This window comes from Neorhizobium sp. T25_13 (assembly GCF_002968675.1).
Taxonomy (GTDB): Bacteria; Pseudomonadota; Alphaproteobacteria; order Rhizobiales; family Rhizobiaceae; genus Neorhizobium; species Neorhizobium tomejilense.
On record NZ_PVBI01000011.1, the window covers coordinates 40,694 to 57,173 of the forward strand.

The 16,480-nt window shown below is 62.0% G+C and carries 16 protein-coding genes; 10 read left to right on the forward strand and 6 right to left on the reverse strand.

Annotation, left to right across the window (positions count from 1 at the left end):
- Positions 1-4 precede the first annotated feature (4 nt).
- From fabI to C5J22_RS23105, 3 genes are all read left to right on the forward strand, one after another.
- Positions 5-811, forward strand: a complete 807-nt coding sequence (gene fabI, locus C5J22_RS23095; RefSeq protein WP_038547712.1) for an enoyl-ACP reductase FabI — start codon at positions 5-7, stop codon at positions 809-811.
- Between the two features lie 61 nt (positions 812-872).
- Positions 873-1,037, forward strand: coding sequence for a type II toxin-antitoxin system HicA family toxin (locus C5J22_RS31755; RefSeq protein WP_245440515.1), 165 nt, complete (start codon positions 873-875; stop codon positions 1,035-1,037).
- Positions 1,034-1,429 (forward strand): type II toxin-antitoxin system HicB family antitoxin, encoded by a 396-nt coding sequence (locus C5J22_RS23105; RefSeq protein WP_105440163.1) that lies wholly within the window; start codon positions 1,034-1,036, stop codon positions 1,427-1,429. Before C5J22_RS31755 ends, C5J22_RS23105 begins: the two co-directional genes overlap by 4 nt.
- 7 nt (positions 1,430-1,436) lie before the next feature.
- On the opposite strand, the gene C5J22_RS23110 is transcribed toward C5J22_RS23105, so the two are convergent.
- From C5J22_RS23110 to C5J22_RS23135, 6 genes are all read right to left on the reverse strand, one after another.
- Positions 1,437-2,444, reverse strand: coding sequence for a class I SAM-dependent methyltransferase (locus C5J22_RS23110; protein WP_105440164.1), 1,008 nt, complete (start codon positions 2,442-2,444; stop codon positions 1,437-1,439).
- Positions 2,445-2,534: 90 nt separating this feature from the next.
- Positions 2,535-4,667 carry a polyribonucleotide nucleotidyltransferase gene (gene pnp, locus C5J22_RS23115; protein ID WP_105402241.1) on the reverse strand — a complete coding sequence of 711 codons (2,133 nt, stop codon included), beginning with the start codon at positions 4,665-4,667 and terminating at the stop codon, positions 2,535-2,537.
- A gap of 335 nt (positions 4,668-5,002) precedes the next feature.
- Positions 5,003-5,272, reverse strand: coding sequence for a 30S ribosomal protein S15 (gene rpsO, locus C5J22_RS23120; RefSeq protein ID WP_038547700.1), 270 nt, complete (start codon positions 5,270-5,272; stop codon positions 5,003-5,005).
- Positions 5,273-5,423: 151 nt separating this feature from the next.
- Positions 5,424-6,353: a tRNA pseudouridine(55) synthase TruB gene (gene truB, locus C5J22_RS23125; RefSeq protein WP_105440165.1), complete on the reverse strand. Its 930-nt coding sequence runs from the start codon at positions 6,351-6,353 to the stop codon at positions 5,424-5,426.
- A gap of 12 nt (positions 6,354-6,365) precedes the next feature.
- On the reverse strand, positions 6,366-6,773 hold the full coding sequence (gene rbfA, locus C5J22_RS23130; RefSeq protein WP_046611492.1) for a 30S ribosome-binding factor RbfA: 408 nt from the start codon (positions 6,771-6,773) through the stop codon (positions 6,366-6,368).
- A 175-nt stretch (positions 6,774-6,948) separates the two neighbouring features.
- On the reverse strand, positions 6,949-8,682 hold the full coding sequence (locus C5J22_RS23135) for a hypothetical protein (RefSeq protein ID WP_105440166.1): 1,734 nt from the start codon (positions 8,680-8,682) through the stop codon (positions 6,949-6,951).
- A gap of 336 nt (positions 8,683-9,018) precedes the next feature.
- Between C5J22_RS23135 and C5J22_RS23140 the strand changes: the two genes are divergently transcribed.
- From C5J22_RS23140 to C5J22_RS23170, 7 genes are all read left to right on the forward strand, one after another.
- Positions 9,019-9,348 (forward strand): hypothetical protein, encoded by a 330-nt coding sequence (locus tag C5J22_RS23140; RefSeq protein ID WP_105440167.1) that lies wholly within the window; start codon positions 9,019-9,021, stop codon positions 9,346-9,348.
- Positions 9,345-9,713 (forward strand): response regulator, encoded by a 369-nt coding sequence (locus tag C5J22_RS23145; RefSeq protein ID WP_105440168.1) that lies wholly within the window; start codon positions 9,345-9,347, stop codon positions 9,711-9,713. Before C5J22_RS23140 ends, C5J22_RS23145 begins: the two co-directional genes overlap by 4 nt.
- Entirely contained in the window at positions 9,710-11,719 is a 2,010-nt protein-coding gene (locus tag C5J22_RS23150) for a chemotaxis protein CheA (RefSeq protein WP_105440169.1), read from the forward strand. The genes C5J22_RS23145 and C5J22_RS23150 overlap by 4 nt, the downstream gene beginning before the upstream one ends.
- Positions 11,716-12,231: a chemotaxis protein CheW gene (locus C5J22_RS23155; RefSeq protein WP_037080182.1), complete on the forward strand. Its 516-nt coding sequence runs from the start codon at positions 11,716-11,718 to the stop codon at positions 12,229-12,231. The genes C5J22_RS23150 and C5J22_RS23155 overlap by 4 nt, the downstream gene beginning before the upstream one ends.
- Before the next feature lie 25 nt (positions 12,232-12,256).
- Positions 12,257-13,963 (forward strand): methyl-accepting chemotaxis protein, encoded by a 1,707-nt coding sequence (locus tag C5J22_RS23160; protein WP_105440170.1) that lies wholly within the window; start codon positions 12,257-12,259, stop codon positions 13,961-13,963.
- A gap of 182 nt (positions 13,964-14,145) precedes the next feature.
- Positions 14,146-15,951 (forward strand): methyl-accepting chemotaxis protein, encoded by a 1,806-nt coding sequence (locus C5J22_RS23165; protein WP_105440171.1) that lies wholly within the window; start codon positions 14,146-14,148, stop codon positions 15,949-15,951.
- Positions 15,951-16,442: a chemotaxis protein CheW gene (locus tag C5J22_RS23170; protein WP_105440172.1), complete on the forward strand. Its 492-nt coding sequence runs from the start codon at positions 15,951-15,953 to the stop codon at positions 16,440-16,442. The genes C5J22_RS23165 and C5J22_RS23170 overlap by 1 nt, the downstream gene beginning before the upstream one ends.
- Positions 16,443-16,480: the final 38 nt, after the last annotated feature.

Genomic DNA, 16,480 nt, shown 5'->3' on the forward strand with positions numbered 1-16,480 from the left:
ATCCATGACCGGAATCATGCAGGGGAAACGCGGCCTGATCATGGGGGTCGCCAATAATCACTCCATCGCCTGGGGGATTTCGAAAGCCGTCGCTGCGCAGGGCGCCGAACTTGCCTTCACCTTTCAGGGCGAAGCACTCGGCAAGCGCGTCAAGCCGCTTGCAGCTGAACTCAATTCGGATTTCGTGGTGCCTTGCGATGTCGAGGATATCGCCTCGGTGGACGCCACCTTCGCGGCGATCAAGGAACGCTGGGGCAAGCTCGACTTCCTGGTGCACGCCATCGGCTTTTCCGACAAGAACGAGCTGAAGGGCCTCTACGCCGACACCACGCGCGAGAATTTCAGCCGCACGATGGTGATCTCCTGCTTCTCCTTCACCGAGATTTCCAAACGGGCGGCCGACCTGATGATCGATGGCGGAACGATCTTGACGCTCACCTACGGCGGCTCGATGCGGGTCATCCCGAACTACAACGTCATGGGCGTTGCCAAGGCCGCGCTGGAAAGCTCGGTGCGCTATCTCGCTGCCGATTACGGCCCGCGCGACATCCGCGTCAACGCGATCTCGGCAGGCCCCGTGCGCACGCTTGCGGGTGCGGGCATTTCCGACGCGCGCGCGATCTACTCCTGGAACCAGAAGAACGCGCCGTTGCGCCGCACCGCGACCATCGAGGATATCGGCGGCTCGGCCCTCTACCTGCTCTCGGACCTCTCCCGCGGCGTCACCGGGGAAATCCACTATGTGGACGCCGGCTACAACATCACCTCGCTGCCGAGCCTCGACCGGCTGCGGAACGCCGATTCGGAGTAAATATGATGCGCATAATAATGCGCATCATGATCTCTTATCTCGGCCGCGCTATGTTCTTCGCATAGCAAAGGTGGACGGTTACGAACTCGTCTCCGTAAAAGGCTCACACCACAAGCTCCGCAGGGGTGCGCAAACCATCATCGTTCCGCACCCGAAGAAAGACCTGCCTGTTGGGACCGCGCTTGTGATTGCCAAGCAGGCAAGATGGGTTGAGGTAGACCGATGAAATACTTCATTGCGCTCATGCATAAAGACGGCGACAGCGCTTTCGGCATCAGCTTTCCCGATCTGCCGTCGGTTTTTTCCGCAGCAGATGTCGAGGACGACCTGACCGCAAATGCGATCGAAGCGCTTCGGCTCTGGGCGGAAGATGGCGCACTGCCGGGCCCCTCCTCCTATGAAGAGCTGATGTCTCGCAGCGAGATTCGCGCAGAACTCTCCAAGGGAGCGTTCCTGGCGCGTATTCCCTTCATCGAGGATGATACGCGCGTCGTGCGTGCCAACGTCACTTTCGAAAAAGGCATGCTCGACGCGATCGACGCGGCTGCGAAAGAGCGCGGGCTGACGCGCTCAGCCTTCCTGGCCAGCGCCGCTCGCAAGGATATCGAGGCGGCTTAGGACTGCCTTACTTCTTCGCCCATAAAACCTTGAAGCGGGCGTTGCGGCAAGTCTCGCCGCTTTCGCGGAAACCTTCGGCCAGGACCGGCTCATAGGTCAGGCCGCGATTGGCGACCAGCATCAGGCGGCCGCCGTTCTTGAGTGCCGCAGCGGCGGTGCGGATCATCGTCTTGCCGAGCTCCGGATCCGTCGCCTGCGTCTCGTGGAACGGTGGGTTCATGATGACGAGGTCGTATTTTTCCTTGGGCGGCTCAGCGCCGAGATCCTGCCAGTAGAAGCGTGCATTGAGATCCGGGCAATTGCGCGCGATGTTGCGCTTGGCAAATTCCAGCGCCTGGTAATCGGCTTCGAAAAGATCGATGCGGTTCACGCGCTTCGACTTTTCGGCCAGCATCACCGAGAGATAACCCCAGCCGGCGCCGAAGTCGGCAGCATTGCCGTCGAAATCGGTCGGCAGGCGGCCTGCGAGCAGTTCCGAACCGGCGTCCACACGCTCGTGGGAGAACATGCCGGGTGCTGCCTCGAACCGAGCGTCGATCACCACGGTCGACTTCTTCAACGCCTTGATTGCCGCATCCGCATTGGCGGGCCTGGCGAACCATATCGCGACGCCGTGATATTTCGGGGTGTAGTCGAGTTCGATGCCGAGCTTCAGGAGCGTGTTGCGGAGCGGCTGGATGCCGTCTTCCTTGCCGCCGGCCACGATGATGACGCCGCCTGTTCTGACGCGCTCCAGAGCCTCGGCGACGCGGTTCTCGTTCTCGCCGCGATGCTTGCCGCAGAGCACCAGCCCCACGTCGTAGCTATCGCCCTCGGCCTCGGGAAACGCGCCTTCGCTCAGGGCCCGGAACAAAGGCCGGAACGACTGTACCGCGGTGATCTCGGCAGCAAACCCCTCGGGTAGGGCGTTGCCTGCCTCAGCGCCCAGAAAGAGCACACGCTCGCCTTCGCCGGGCATCGGAACAGCCTCGGTGTCGAAGGGGTGGAACAGGGTTTTCAGGGCGTCTCGGCTCATGGCTAGTCTCGTCGGTTCGTCTCGTGACAGCAGATAAACAAAAGGCGCGGAAGAGCTTCCGCGCCTCGATGTCTCGGAAGGAAGAAGGCCTTATTCGGCGGCTTCGCCTTCGGCCTTCTTGACTTCCTGGCCGGTGGCCTGGTCGACGACCTTCATCGACAGGCGAACCTTGCCGCGCTCGTCGAAGCCCATCAGCTTGACCCAGACCTTGTCGCCTTCCTTGACGACGTCCTGGGTCTTGGCAACACGCTCGGAAGCGAGCTGCGAGATGTGCACGAGGCCGTCACGGGCGCCGAAGAAGTTCACGAAAGCACCGAAGTCGGCGGTCTTGACGACCGTGCCTTCATAGATAGCGCCAACTTCCGGCTCGGCAACGATCGAGTGGATCCACTTGCGGGCCGCTTCGATTTCCTTGCCGGAAGACGAAGCGATCTTGACGGTGCCGTCGTCTTCGATGTTGATCTTGGCGCCGGTCTTTTCGACGATTTCGCGGATGACCTTGCCGCCCGAACCGATGACTTCACGGATCTTGTCGACCGGGATGTTCATCACTTCGATGCGCGGTGCGAATTCGCCCAGCTGGCCACGGCTTTCCGAGAGAGCGTTGGCCATCTCGCCGAGGATGTGCTTGCGGCCGCCCTGTGCCTGGCCGAGTGCGACCTTCATGATCTCTTCGGTGATACCGGCGATCTTGATGTCCATCTGCAGCGAGGTGATGCCGTCGGCAGTACCCGCGACCTTGAAGTCCATATCGCCGAGGTGGTCTTCGTCGCCGAGGATGTCGGAGAGAACCGCGAAACGCTCACCTTCGAGGATGAGGCCCATGGCGATGCCGGCAACCGGCTTGGCGAGCGGTACGCCGGCGTCCATCAGTGCGAGCGAGGTGCCGCAGACGGTCGCCATCGAAGACGAGCCGTTGGACTCGGTGATTTCGGAGACGACGCGCAGCGTGTAGGGGAACTGCTCGACAGTCGGCAGCATCGGACGAATGGCGCGCCATGCGAGCTTGCCATGGCCGATTTCGCGGCGGCCCGGGGAGCCCATGCGGCCGGTTTCGCCAACCGAGTAGGGAGGGAAGTTGTAATGGAGCAGGAAGCGCTCCTTGTACATGCCCGTCAGGCTGTCGACGTACTGCTCGTCTTCGCCGGTGCCGAGCGTGGCGACAACGATCGCCTGGGTCTCGCCGCGGGTGAAGAGGGCAGAACCGTGGGTGCGCGGCAGGATGCCGACTTCCGAGACGATCGGGCGGACGGTCTCGAGATCACGGCCGTCGATGCGGCTCTTGGTGTCGAGAATGTTCCAGCGGACGATCTTGGCCTGCAGGTGCTTGAAGACGGCGCCGATGACTTCGGCGCTGTATTTCGGCTCGACGCCCTCGGGGAAGAAGTGGGCCTTCACCTTCGCCTTGACGGCGTCGACGGCCGCGTAACGGTCGGCCTTCTGGGTGATCTTGTAGCCTTCGCGAAGCTCGGCTTCGAAATGCTGGAGCATTTCGGCTTCGAGCGCGGAATGGTCTTCCGGTTCGAATTCGCGGGGTTCCTTGGCGGCAACCTCAGCGAGCTTGATGATCGCGTCGATGACCGGCTGGAAGCCGCGATGGCCGAACATGACGGCGCCCAGCATGATGTCTTCGTTGAGTTCCTTGGCTTCGGATTCAACCATCAGGACGGCATCGCCCGTACCGGCGACGACGAGGTCGAGGACCGACTCGTCCATCTCGTCGAGATGCGGGTTCAGAACGTATTCGCCGTTGATGTAACCAACGCGAGCGCCGCCGACCGGGCCCATGAAGGGAACGCCGGAGAGCGTCAGAGCTGCGGAAGCCGCAACCATCGACAAGACGTCCGGATCGTTCTCAAGGTCGTGCTGCACGACGGTAACGACGACCTGGGTGTCGTTCTTGTAGCCTTCCGGGAAGAGCGGGCGGATCGGACGGTCGATCAGGCGGGAAACCAGCGTTTCCTTTTCCGACGGGCGACCTTCGCGCTTGAAATAGCCGCCCGGAATCTTGCCGGCGGCATAGGTCTTTTCCTGGTAGTTGACGGTGAGCGGGAAGAAATCCTGGCCAGCCTTCGGAGCCTTGGCGGAAACGACGGTCGCGAGAACGACGGTCTCGCCGTAGGTCGCGAGAACAGCGCCGTCAGCCTGGCGGGCGATCTTGCCCGTTTCCAGCCTCAGCGGGCGGCCTGCCCATTCGATTTCGACGGAATGAGTATTGAACATATGTCTTGTCCTTCAATGCGGGAGCACACGCATCGCCGATATCGGGCGCAGCGCACAGTCGACCGCAATCAATGTGACACATCATGGGCAAGACAACGGGAGGCTTTGCATCACCGGCATCCTGGAAAAGGAGCCGCGGCTAAAGCCCCGAGGGCTTTGGCCGAAAGCATCCGGCAATCCTGCCCCATGACAGGTCAACGGTTTGTTTGGCAGATCCGGCCCATCCGGGTCTGCGGGCAGTCACCACGCGAACTAGGGCGTAGCGCAAACATTTCATCGGACCTTGGCCCGAATAAAGAACCGGCAGGCGCCCCAGGAGCGCCCGCCGGAAATTTTTAGCGGCGAATACCCAGAGCAGCAATGATCTTGCTGTAACGGGCCTCGTCCTTCTTCTTGAGATAATCAAGAAGCGAGCGACGGGTGGAAACCATGGTCAGAAGGCCACGACGCGAGTGGTTGTCCTTCTTGTGATCCTTGAAGTGACCCGTCAGGTTGTTGATGCGTTCCGTCAGGATTGCGACCTGAATTTCCGGAGAACCGGTGTCGCCTTCGACGGTTGCATATTCCTTGATCAGCGCAGTCTTGCGCTCGGCAGTGATCGACATCTTACGATCCTTTCGTAAAGAGGAGAACGAGACGCCAGAAGCCGAGATGTCGTTCAGCTTCGGCCATGAATGCAGTAGGATGCCTATAGGCTCCTGATGCTGGCGCTGCCTATAGACCATTCACGTTGCAATTGGAAGAGGCGTCCGCCGATCAGCCGAACACCCGCTTCGGCCGGAATTCGCCCTGGCCGATCTCGCCGATGGCGATCAGCTTGCCACGTACCGTCGCATAGGCCTCGGCCTCAGCAAGCGGCGCATCGCGGCCGCGCAAGATGACCGGATTGCCCATTTTCAGCCGATGCGCCTGATCCTCGGTGACGGGCAGGTGCGGCAGGCTGGACAGCGCCTCGGCGGTATCGATCAGGAACTCATCGAGCGCCGCCAGGCGTTCGTCGCGGTCCTCGATCTCCTCGAGCGCCACGAGATCGGCGAGCGGCACCATCTTTTCCTCGGCGAACGGTGCGACGAAGGTGCGGCGCAGTTCGGAAATATGGCCATAGCAGCCGAGATCGCGTCCGAAATCGCGGGCGAGCGCGCGCACATAAGTGCCCTTGCCGCATTCCACCTCGAAATGCGCCTTGTCCGCGGTGACGCCGAGCAGCGTCAACCGGAAGATCTCCACTTCGCGCGAAGGGATATCGACCGTCTCGCCGTCGCGAGCTAGGTCATAGGCCCGTTCGCCGGCAATCTTGATCGCCGAGAACTGTGGGGGGATTTGGCTGATCGTGCCGGTGTATTTCGGCAGCAGATCGCGGATCGACTGCTCGTCGGGACGCATATCCGAAGCGGCGGTGACTTCGCCTTCGAGGTCGTCGGTCGAACGCTCTTCGCCCCAGCTGACGGCGAATTCATAGATCTTGCGGCCATCCATGACGTAAGGCACGGTCTTGGTCGCATCGCCGAGCGCGATCGGCAGCATGCCGGAAGCGAGCGGATCAAGCGTGCCGGCGTGTCCGGCCTTCTGGGCGTTGAACAGCCATTTGATCTTGGAGACGGCTTCGGTCGAGCCGAAATCGACCGGCTTGTCGAGGATCAGCCAGCCGGAAACCGGGCGGCCCTTTGGTTTGCGGGGTTTGGACATGCGTTCTCTTGACTATTCTTTGTCTTCGCTGCCGCCATCGAGATCCCGCTGGACCTCCGGCGAGCGCAGCAGCTCATCGATCTTCTTGTAGTTATCGAAGCTGGTATCGTCGCGGAAGCGGACTTCCGGCATGTATTTCATCTGCCGGAGTTGACCGCCGATACGGCCGCGAATGTATTTCGCGTTGCGATTCAGCGCCTCGATGACTGCCGCGTGATCCGGCACGCCGAGCGGTGTCACATAGGCCGTGGCGACTTTCAGGTCCGTCGACATGCGCACTTCGGACACGGAGATCACGGTCTTCTCGATCAGGTCGTCGCGCACTTCGCCGCGCTGGAGGACCTGGGTTATGGCGGCGCGGACCTGTTCGCCAACGCGAAGCATGCGCTGGGACGGCGCCGAGGATGATGCCTTGGTCATTTTATTTCTCTTCTAGAGCACTTGCGGGGTTCGTCCCGTATTCCAAGCGCTGCGTCAGCAAAGGCGGTCACATGACCCAGGCGCGCCCAAAGGTCAAGGCGCGGCCTTCGCTTTATCTTAACAGGAGGAGCTGCCGGATGCAGCCCCCAAACCGGCTCCCGCAGGTGCCGGCCTCTCAGAACAGGGCGTCGTCGATATCGTCGTCGGACATGGTGGTCGTGACGGCAGCGGCTTCCACCGGCGGCTGGGTGCCGAGCAGTGCGGCATGCAGTTCGCGTTCGCTCACCATTGTATAAAGGCGGGCAATGCGGCCGCCGACATCGGCAAGCGCCTCTTCGAGACCCGGCGCTTCGAAGACGTCCTCATCGAGCTCCATCTCATTGGCGCAGGAGCGCAGCACCTCACCGAGTTCGGCGTTGAAGTTCAGCCGGGCGAGCGAGATATCCATCTCGCCGACCGCCGTCCTGCTCTGATCGCCAAGCGCCAACATCTGGGCATCCATCCGGTCGCCGACCGAGCGAATGTTTTCAAGCGCGTTTTCCAAACGCTGGTCGAGGCTTTGCTCGCTCTCTTCGCCGTGGACGCTGGTCAGCTTGTTGGCAGCGATTTCGAGTGTCTGGAGTTCGATCAGGATCTTTTCGGCCGTCTCGTCGAGCACCGCGGCGAAGTTGCGCAGTTCGGCGGTCACGACATTGATCGCCCTGCCTTCCTCACCGATCTTGCCGCAACGCAGGTTGGTGTTGAGCGCCATATAATGAATGTCGGTGCGCACGACCTTGACGATGCCGATGCCCTCGACAAGTTCCCCGACGGTATCGCTGGTCGACCGGCTGAGTTCACCGGCGTGGTGGGCAACCTCCTCGATTTCGCGCACGGCACCGCGAGCTGCGGCCACGCCGCTCTCGAGCTGCCGGATCGCATTGTCGTTGTCGCCGCTGTCAGCGTCGGTCATCGTCGCGCGCAGGGCCTCGATCTGTGACAGATCGGACCGGAAGCTTGCGACAATGGCAACAATCTTTGCAGTATCGCGATCGAAGTCGGAGACGGATTGATTGAGCTGCAACGATACCAGCTTGCGGATGATCAGCGACAGGCTTTCGCGCTGGTCGCCGGTCAGCCTGGCGGCCGCAGGCGACTCCAGATAGTCGGAAAGGATGCGCAGGGCCGACTGGCAATGTTCGATGCGCTGGCGGGTGATGTCACCGACCTGCATGGCCGACAGCGTCGAGGCGAGCTTCGACTGGATGCCGCTTGCAACGGTGCGAACCCTCGCAGCGCGCTCGACCAGCAGCTTGCGGTGCTTGCCGATCTCCGCCGCGCCGTTGGAGAGGCCGACAACGATCTGCGGCACCGTTTGATCGTAGCGTGCCAGGATCGCCTTCCCCTTGACCATTACCGGTCCAAGGCCGTGGCCGAGGGTGCTCAGCTTGCCGGCCAGGTCGTTGACCTGACGCGAGCCCTCCTGGATCCTTGCGAGAATCTCCTCTGCGAAGCCGGCGAAATCGGCAATTCCGGCACCGGTGATCTTGGCGGTTACCGCGAAAGTGCGCAGATATCGCAGCGTTTCCTGCATCTCTTCGATCTGGGGCCGGAGCTTGCGCTCGGCACAGGCGATTTCCTGGAAGCCTATCTGGCGTCCGGATTCGAACCTGGTCAGGTGCGACAGGCGCTCGACCGTGCTCTTCAGTTCGGCCATCGTGGCGTTTGCCGTTCCTTCATCCAGCGAACCGGTCAACTGGTCGAGAGAGCTGATCAGCTTGTTCAGCACGTCGAGGATCGACAGAAGCGCAGCCCCGCCATCGAGAAAGCGTTCCTCGATACGTGACCGTGCCGTTTCCATCCGGTCAACAAAGACCAGAACGCCCGTCGAATTGTCTGCGACGTCAAAAATGGGTGCCCTGACAGCCACTTTGCCTCACCTTTCGGGTCCCGCGGGACCTCTGCCTGCTGACGATAACGACGATGAACTCGTCTGTATTGTTTTGGGACGGCCCGCACCTGCAAGTCGCCGATACGGTTTGTCCCGTGCGAGAGGGACTGTGAGCGCCCAGGGGTTAATTCTCGCAGAATCCGCGGTCTCATTTGCGACTTGTGGTTAATTTTTCCGCCTCCTCGGTGGGCCAAAATACAACCTATAAGTATTGTTTCGCGAAAAGTCGCCATACGCGATTAACTCGCCATTAACGATGCAAGTCCAAATTCTGCCAGCTATTTCAGCTCTTTCGGAATTACGTTGAGGTAAGAAATGCCTGCTTCCGATGTTAAAGAAGATTGCCTTCGCCTGCCGCAGAACCTGACGGTTCGCGCGATCACCATCGTCCAGCAGGAAATGCTGCAGTTTCTCGACAAGACCGCCTCCGCAACCATCGAACTCGACGATGACTGCCAGGTGGACATCAGCTTCATCCAGCTCATGGAAGCGGCACGCATTTATGCCGATACAGCCGGAAAGCACATCGCGTTGGCCCGTCCCGCCAGCGGCTCGACGCTCGATGTTCTGAAGCGCAGCGGTTTCCTCGAAGGGATGTCCGCTGAAGACCTGAAATTCTGGCTTCATCAAGGGGGTATTCAATGAGCGCCAGCATCCTAACAGTCGACGATTCCGCCAGCATCCGGCTGACGACGCGCGTCGCCCTCAGCAATGCCGGATATCAGATCACCGAGGCAGTCGATGGACTGGACGGCATTGCCAAGCTCAAGGCCAGCCAGTTCGACCTGATTGTCACCGATCTCAACATGCCGAACATGGACGGCCTGACGATGATCCGGGAACTGCGCAAGATGCCGGCCCATATGGGCGTTCCGGTCATCTTCCTGACGACGGAATCCGACAGCGACATCAAGCAGGAAGCCAAGGCCGCCGGTGCCACCGGCTGGCTCACCAAACCGTTCGACCCGGAAAGCCTGGTCAAGATCGTGCGGAAGGTACTCGGCCGATGAGCTTTCCCGATCCTATCGCGGTGTTCAGGACAGAAGCGGCCGAGCTTCTGGAACTGATCGAAGCAGGACTTCTCGACCTGAATGTAAACCTCGGCGACAAGGATCAGGTGGACGCGGTCTTCCGCGGCCTCCACACGTTGAAGGGATCGGGAGCCATGTTCGGCTTCGATGCCCTCGCCGCCTTCACCCATCACTGCGAAACGGCTTTCGACCGCGTCCGCAAGGGCGAAGTTCCGGCAACCCGGGAACTGGTCACCGCGGTCCTGGAAGCCAAGGACCACATGCGTGCCCTGGTCGACACGCCGAATGGCGACCATGAGGCTACGGGCGAAGCGCTTCTCGCCAATCTGCGCGCCGCCGTCGATGGCGCCAACAGCCCAGGCGCGGCCAGCCCCGCCAAGGCTGCGCCGGGCCGCAACCATTTCAAGATCCGCTTCAGCCTGCCGCAGAACGCGATGGCAAACGGCACCAATCCGCTGCCGCTTCTCGACGAACTGCGCGAGCTCGGCGAGTGCGAGATCGTGGCAAACCGGTCCGCCATCCCATCGCTCGAACTTCTCGCCCCGACCGATCTTCATGTCTCCTGGCAAGTCGAGCTTGTGACCACCCAACCGCGTTCGGCGATCGACGACGTGTTCATCTTCGTCATGGACGAAATGCAGCTCGACGTCGTCACGGTGGAGCCTCCGCTTGCCGCCAGGACACTGACCAAGAGCGAAGCTCCTATCGCCGAAGCCCAACTTGCCCCGGCACCCCAGGCCGTTGCAGCGGCACCGGCCACCCTACCTGCGCCGACCGCTCCGGCACTCGTCGATGCAAAGCAGAAAAAGACCTCCGAAAACGTCCGTGTGCCGGCCGAAAAGCTCGACGAGCTGATGGACCGGGTCGGCGAGCTCGTGATCGCGCAGTCGCGCCTCAGCCAGCTTGCAGGCGGCAGCGGCGATCTGCAGCTGCGGGCCGTCTCGGAAGACGTGGAACGCCTTTCCGGCGAGCTGCGGGATACGATGATGGTGCTGCGCATGGTGCCCGTCACCCAGCTGTTCGGCCGCTTCCGCCGGCTGGTACACGATCTGGCGCGTGAAACCGGCAAGACGATCGAGCTGTTGACCGAGGGCGAAACGACGGAAGTCGACAAGAGCGTGATCGAACGCCTTGCCGATCCTCTCGTGCATCTCGTGCGCAACTCCTGCGACCACGGTCTCGAGACACCCGAGGAACGGCGTGCCGCCGGCAAACCGGAGGCGGGCCACATCCTGCTCACCGCCCGCCAGCAGGCCGGCGAAGTGATCATCACCATCAAGGACGATGGCCGCGGCATCAACAAGGAGCGGGTGCGGGCCAAGGCGGAATCCTCCGGTCTCATCGCATCCAATGCCAACCTCACCGACCAGGAACTCTATCAGCTGATCTTCCAGCCCGGCTTCTCGACGGCCCAGACGGTCACCAACCTCTCCGGCCGCGGCGTCGGCATGGATGTGGTCAAGCGAACGATCGACGCGCTGCGCGGCACGATCAACGTCACCAGCCACGTTGGCAAGGGCTCCGAGATTTCGCTCGCCATCCCGCTGACGCTCGCGATCATCGACGGGCTGCTCGTGCGGGTCGGCGACGGCCGTTATGTCATTCCGCTTTCGGCGGTAGAGGAATGCCTCGAGCTCCCGATCGAGGAAGACATGCGCTCACGCGGCCGCAGCTTCATTTCGCTGCGCGACAGCCTCGTGCCGTTCCTCAGGCTTCGCGACCTCTTCCGCACCGGCACCAAGCCCGATCCCTTCCAGAAGGTGGTCGTCATCTCGACCGGTTCCGAACGGGTGGGCCTGGTCGTCGACCAGATCATCGGCGACCACCAGACGGTCATCAAGGGAATGTCGAAACTGCACCATGACGTCGCCACCTTCTCGGGGGCGACCATCCTCGGCGACGGGGACGTGGCGCTGATCCTCGACGTCGGCCATCTCGTGGCCGAAGGACAACAACAGGAGGCGCATCTGCGCGCGGCCGGATGAACGAAGCAGTCAGAAAGATCTCCGAAAACCTCTGGGGCGGCCGCGACGAGCTGGAAGTCCTGACATTCGACATCGCCGGCGAGATGTTTGCGCTGGAAGCCGTGAGCGTACAGGAAATCCTCGATCTCCTGCCCGAGACCATGGTTCCCGGCGCAAAAGCCTTTGTCGGCAGCGTCATCAACTTCCGCGGCAAGGTCATTCCGCTTGCCGATATCCGGCTTGCATTCGGCATGGAAGCGACGAAGCCGACGATCGACAGCCGGATCATCGTCATCGCGATCAACATCGGTGGCGAACCGGTTCTTGCAGGCATCCGTACAGACAAAGTGCATGAGGTCACCACCCTGCTCCGCGCCGCCGGCGAACCGCCGCCGAGCGTGGGCATGCGCTGGCGGCCGGATTTCATCGATTGCCTCGTCAAGCGGGGGGCGGAGTTCATCATTCTCCCCAATCTCCAGGCGATCTTCTCTGCCCAACACGACCATTCCGCGACCGGGGCTTCCCACGGTTGATCACCCTTTCGATGGACGAAAAAAAATGCACGCTTCGATCAAGCTTAAGCTGGCTTCAGCATTCGGTTTCATCATCATCATGCTGCTTGCGACCGCCGCCTATGGCATCGTCAGCCTTGGCAACATGAACGACACGCTCGAGAATGTGCTGCAGGGGCCGGCCCTGCGCCTGAAACTGGCCCAGAACCTGAACAACGAGCAGCTCCAGCAGACCCGTCAGCAGAAGAACCTGCTCCTGGCTGCAAATCCTGGAGAGATGCAGGGATATATCGCCAAGGGCGATGAGGCTCGACGCACGTTCGACGAGACGCTCAAGGCGGTTGAAGCCCGTGCAACCGAGCAGGGCAAGGCTCTGTGGGCGAAGCTTGGCGGCTTCACGGTCGAGTTCCGCAAGCAGGACGACCGGATCCGCAACTCCATGCTCGGCGGTGACACAGCCTCCGCGCTGCACATTTCCAACAATGAGGCCCGCGTTGTCACCAACGACATCGACACGCTGCTCTCGGATGTTGTCAAGCTCGAGGAGAGCCGCCTCAGCGAGGCCGACAAACAAACTGATCTGGATTACGCCCAGACCCGCCTGATCATGATCTCGGTCGCCAGCGTCGCTTTCCTGATCGCCGTGCTGGCCGCGCTCTGGATCGCGCTTTCGATCAACAGGGGTCTGCGCAATGCTGTAACGGCAGTTCAGAACGTCGCCGACGGTGACCTGACCAGGTTTGCCTCGATCACCAGCAAGGACGAGATCGGCGAACTGCTTGGCTACGTCAACACGATGATCGAGCGTCTGCGCGGCGTCGTCGGTGATGCGCTGGCCGCATCCGACAACGTCTCCTCGGGCAGCCAGGAGCTTTCGGCAAGCTCGGAACAGCTGAGCCAGGGCGCCACCGAACAAGCGTCCTCGGCCGAAGAAGCCTCCGCCTCGATGGAACAGATGGCGGCCAACATCAAGCAGAATGCCGACAACGCCGCGCAGACGGAGAAAATCGCCCGCCAGTCGTCGCGCGACGCCGAAGCATCCGGCCAGGCCGTCGGCCGCGCCGTCGGTGCCATGCGCACGATTGCGGAAAAAATCTCGATCGTCCAGGAGATCGCCCGCCAGACCGACCTGCTCGCCTTGAACGCCGCGGTGGAAGCCGCCCGTGCCGGCGAACACGGCAAGGGGTTTGCGGTCGTCGCCTCGGAAGTCCGCAAGCTCGCCGAACGGTCGCAGGCGGCAGCGGCCGAAATCAGCGCACTTTCCGGCGATACGGTGCAGGTGGCGACGGAAGCCGGCGAGATGCTCAACAAGCTGGTGCCGGACATTCAAAAGACCGCGGAGCTCGTGTCGGAAATCTCCGCAGCCTGCCGGGAGCAGGATATCGGTGCTTCCCAGATCAACGAGGCGATCCAGCAGCTCGACAAGGTGACCCAACAGAATGCCGGCGCCTCCGAAGAGATGTCGGCGACGTCCGAAGAACTCGCCTCGCAGGCCGAAGAACTGCAGGCCTCGATCGCCTTCTTCCGGGTCGATCAGGCCGGCGGCAAAAAGCCGACCAAGCGGGCTCCGGCTACCGTTGCGGCCCACAAGCCGATCGGCAAGCCGGCCCCGATGCGCCGCCCTGCGGGACAGCCGTCTCACAAGGCCGATCATTCGGTGCTCAGCCAGCAAGCCCGCGCCAAAGGTTTTGCCCTCGACATGTCGATGGGCGGACCGGATGCCGACGACGCGGACTTCCGCGAAAGCGCCTGACGGAATTGAAACGGTCCCGGATCGACAGAATCCGGGATCGCCTCTCGTATGTAAGCGGGAGAATGTCCGGACAGCCGGACCATCGCAGAAGGGTGAATGTATCGGTCTTCTCGTTCCAACCGCTTTCCTCCGCCGGAGGAAGCACCGACTGATGCACTTCACCGCCTCGAGGGGATAGGGCTATGCGATTTACGATCAAGGCCAAGCTGGGACTGGCTTTCGGCTTTCTTGTCAGCCTGCTGATTGGTACGGCCGGCTATGGGATATATAGCCTCGCCGCCGCGCACGATTCCATGACCTACGTGACAGAGGTCGCGGCAAAGCGCCTCGATAGCGTCCAGCAGATGGACATCCTGTCGCTCAATCGCATCCGCGCGCAGAAGAACATGCTGCTCGCCACCTCGCCGCAGGAGATCGAAAAGTTCTACGTCGACGGCGACAAGCTGGAGCTGCAGTTCACCACGTTGCTGGACCAGCTGGCTTCGACGGCGTCGGTAGACCAAAAGCAGTTCTGGGATGAAACGCGCGCGCTCTCGACGACCAATCACGCTGCAAACGAAAAAGTCGACGCCGCGGTCAAGCGCGGCGACATGCAGGAGGCGATCGCCCTCTCGGCCGGAGAAAGCCGCAAGGCGATCATGGAACTTTCCGCGCAACTGGACGAGGCCGTACAGATCAACCGCGACCGGATGCAGAAGGCAAACGACGAAGCGGAAGCCAGCTACTGGACGACGCGCAGCCTGATGATCACGATCGCGGTGGTGGCCGTCATTATCGCAGTGGCAACGGCGTTCTGGATCGCCCTCGGCATCGGCAGAGGCCTCACCAAGATCATGGGCGTCGCCAAGGCAGTGTCGATCGGAGATCTCGACCAGAATATCGAGATCAAGACAAACGACGAGATCAAGGATCTGGTCGACACGATCAACACGATGACGGCGAACCTGCGCAATACGGCGACTATCGCCAACCAGATTTCCAACGGTGACCTGACCGTCTCGCCGAAACCGCTCTCCGACAAGGATACGCTCGGCCTGGCGCTCGAAAGCATGGTGGAACGCCTGCGCGGCGTCGTCGCCGATGCGCTCGCCGCGTCCGACAACGTCTCCTCGGGCAGCCAGGAGCTTTCCGCAAGCTCGGAACAGCTGAGCCAGGGCGCCACCGAACAGGCTTCCTCGGCCGAAGAGGCCTCCGCCTCGATGGAACAGATGGCGGCGAACATCAAGCAGAACGCCGACAATGCCGCCCAGACGGAAAAGATCGCCCGCCAGTCGTCGCGCGACGCCGAAGCATCCGGCCAGGCTGTCGGCCGCGCCGTCGGCGCGATGCGCACGATCGCCGAGAAGATCTCGATCGTCCAGGAAATCGCCCGCCAGACCGACCTGCTCGCCCTGAACGCCGCGGTGGAAGCCGCCCGTGCCGGCGAACACGGCAAGGGGTTTGCGGTCGTCGCCTCGGAAGTGCGCAAGCTTGCCGAACGCAGCCAGGCTGCCGCTGCCGAGATCAGCGCCCTCTCCGGCCAAACGGTGCAGGTGGCGACGGAAGCCGGCGAAATGCTCAACAAGCTGGTGCCGGACATCCAGAAGACCGCGGAACTGGTTTCGGAAATCTCGGCCGCCTGCCGCGAGCAGGACATCGGTGCTTCCCAGATCAACGAGGCGATCCAGCAGCTCGACAAGGTGACCCAGCAGAACGCCGGTGCCTCCGAAGAGATGTCGGCGACGTCCGAAGAACTCGCCTCGCAGGCCGAAGAACTGCAGGCCTCGATCGCGTTCTTCAAGGTCGATCGGGCCGGATCCAGGCAGCGGAAACAGCCGGTCCCGGCCGCCAAGCCCGCACCGGCCAAATCCAGACCCCAGCCGGCGTCCAAGGCCTATTCGACCGGTCATTCAGTCAACGCACAACAGGCTCGCGTGAAAGGTTTTGCCCTCGATCTGTCGATGGGCGGCCCGGACGCTGACGATGACGATTTCAGGGAGAGCGCGTAATGGCAGGTATATCCTTCGAATCCCAGTTCGTAACCTTCAGCCTCGGCGATGAGATTTTCGCGGTCCCCGTCGAGGTGGTCCGCGAGATTCTCGACCACGAGGAGCCGTTCAAGATCCCGCACGGCCCGGAATATCTGCTCGGCCTGCGCGATGTGCGCGGACAGGGCGTGCCGGTGATCGACCTCCGTCTTCGCCTCGGCCTGACGAGGACGGTCAAGACGCCGCATACGCGCATCCTGGTGCTCGACGTGCCGGTCGCCGATCGCGTCCTGGTGCTCGGCCTCGTCGCGGACCGGGTCTTCGAAGTGGTGCCGTTCCGCAAGGAACAGATCGAGACGGCACCGGATATCGGGGTGCGCTGGCGCTCCGACTATATCGCCGGCGTGGTGCGCCGGGAGAGCGGCTTCGTTGTCGTTGTCGACCTTGCTCGGCTGTTTTCGGATTCCGGGTCGGCGCTCGCCGATGTTGGGCCGCAGTCCCAGGTCGCATAATGGAATTCGCATAACCGGATAGGTTCTTGTACGGGGGG